We start from the raw sequence: 1,486 nt of genomic DNA, 5'->3' as shown, positions 1-1,486 counted from the left end.
GGTCTTTTTTGCATTTTGCGTGTCAAAAGTTTTGCACTTTGCTTGTCACTTTTTTGCATTTTGCGTGTCAAGCAACATATGTGACTTACCCTGGTGCAGTTGTAAAAAAATATAGAGAAATATCATTTGAAGGAGCCGTTTAATGAAAAAAATTGTTGTAATTATTGTTAATTTTCTTTGTTTAACATTATTAAGTTTAAGTGATACTCAGTACAAAATGAAAGGTAATACTGTTAGAGATGAAAGTTATAATTTTGAGATTGCAACATACACAGATTATAAATAAAATGATATTTACATTGAATTTCCGCAAATAAATGGATTGCAGAATAGAAATAATGAAAGGAAAATTAATGAAAGTATAAAAAATACAGTATTAAAAGATTTAGTTTATAATTCTAAAAAACTTTATCCTGAATTGCAATTGATAACTACAATGAAGTGTCAAGTAACACTCCATACAGATGAAATTTTTAGTTTTGTTCTATTGGGAACTAGTTATATAGAAACGGGAATGCATCCTAATTATGGTGTGTATAGTATGACATTTAATATCACAAATGGTTTACAGCTTGAATTATCTGATTTTGTAGATATAAACGAAGAATTTATAAAAAATATAAAGAATGCAAAAAGAGCAACAACAATACCTATGATGGAAGGGGTTGCAACAGCAACAAATGAACAATTAATGGATTTAATAAATTCTAAAGATGATGATATGTTATTAAAAGCTTTTAAGGAAAAATGGGGGGGATATAAGTTTTATATTACTCCGTATTCTTTAGTTGTGAGTGTTCCAACTTATCATGCAGCGGATGATTTTGCATTAGTTGAATTATCTAGTAAATAACTATATTATAATTTTTAGGGCAAAACTTGTTTTAAGCGAGTTTTGCTCTTCTTTATATATAACTTCAAAATAATAAGAAAGAATCAATGAATAAAGATTAAAATATATAAAAAACTAAAAAGAAACACAAATCTACAAAAAGCAAGTAAAAAAAGCAATATAATAAAAGGAGTAACAAGCTTTTAAAGCATTGTTAACTCCTTATTTTTTTAAAATAACTCTGTTCCGCTTTAAAGGCGGGATGGAGCTTTTTTTATGCCTGTTTTTAAGTGGCAATGCTATATTGCCGAATATCCATAGCCTTCGGTCTGATTAAAAAGTTATCAGATCGGAGGTGAAAAGATGAACAAGTACATAATCAGCGTTAGAAATACAGCTAACGGTAAATATGAAAATGTTGAAGTTACCGAAGAAGTATACAGGGCATATATGAGAACGGGATGGAACATTAAGGATAACGATGAATCGTTTTTTAAGCATCAGATACAGTTTTCAGCTCTTCTTGGGAATTGGACCATAGTCAATAAACTGGACACAAAAAGGCGAAAAGAATTAAGAAGAAAGTAAAGATTTTTCAAAATGAATGGGCGACAAATAATTAATAGCCGAGTGAATGCGATTAAGATTATAAAA

General features: G+C 28.9%; 3 protein-coding genes. All 3 read left to right on the top strand.

The features are described from left to right. Positions 1 to 142 precede the first annotated feature (142 nt). The 3 genes from OCV67_RS13240 to OCV67_RS13230 all read left to right on the top strand — a co-directional run bounded on the left by OCV67_RS13240 (position 143) and on the right by OCV67_RS13230 (position 1,420). Positions 143 to 286 (top strand): hypothetical protein, encoded by a 144-nt coding sequence (locus tag OCV67_RS13240; RefSeq protein ID WP_178085181.1) that lies wholly within the window; start codon positions 143 to 145, stop codon positions 284 to 286. A gap of 36 nt (positions 287 to 322) precedes the next feature. Beyond that, positions 323 to 853: a hypothetical protein gene (locus OCV67_RS13235; protein ID WP_147644395.1), complete on the top strand. Its 531-nt coding sequence runs from the start codon at positions 323 to 325 to the stop codon at positions 851 to 853. Between the two features lie 342 nt (positions 854 to 1,195). Continuing rightward, positions 1,196 to 1,420: a hypothetical protein gene (locus OCV67_RS13230; protein WP_147644394.1), complete on the top strand. Its 225-nt coding sequence runs from the start codon at positions 1,196 to 1,198 to the stop codon at positions 1,418 to 1,420. Positions 1,421 to 1,486 lie beyond the last annotated feature (66 nt).

Source organism: Porcipelethomonas ammoniilytica (assembly GCF_025567485.1).
Lineage (GTDB): Bacteria > Bacillota > Clostridia > Oscillospirales > Ruminococcaceae > Porcipelethomonas > Porcipelethomonas ammoniilytica.
This window is presented reverse-complemented; position numbering and strand designations above follow the sequence as displayed.

Coding starts and splice junctions, on each gene's coding strand:
- OCV67_RS13230 (WP_147644394.1), top strand. CDS start 1,196: ATGAACAAGTACATAATCAGCGTTAGAAATACAGCTAACGGTAAATAT.
- OCV67_RS13240 (WP_178085181.1), top strand. CDS start 143: ATGAAAAAAATTGTTGTAATTATTGTTAATTTTCTTTGTTTAACATTA.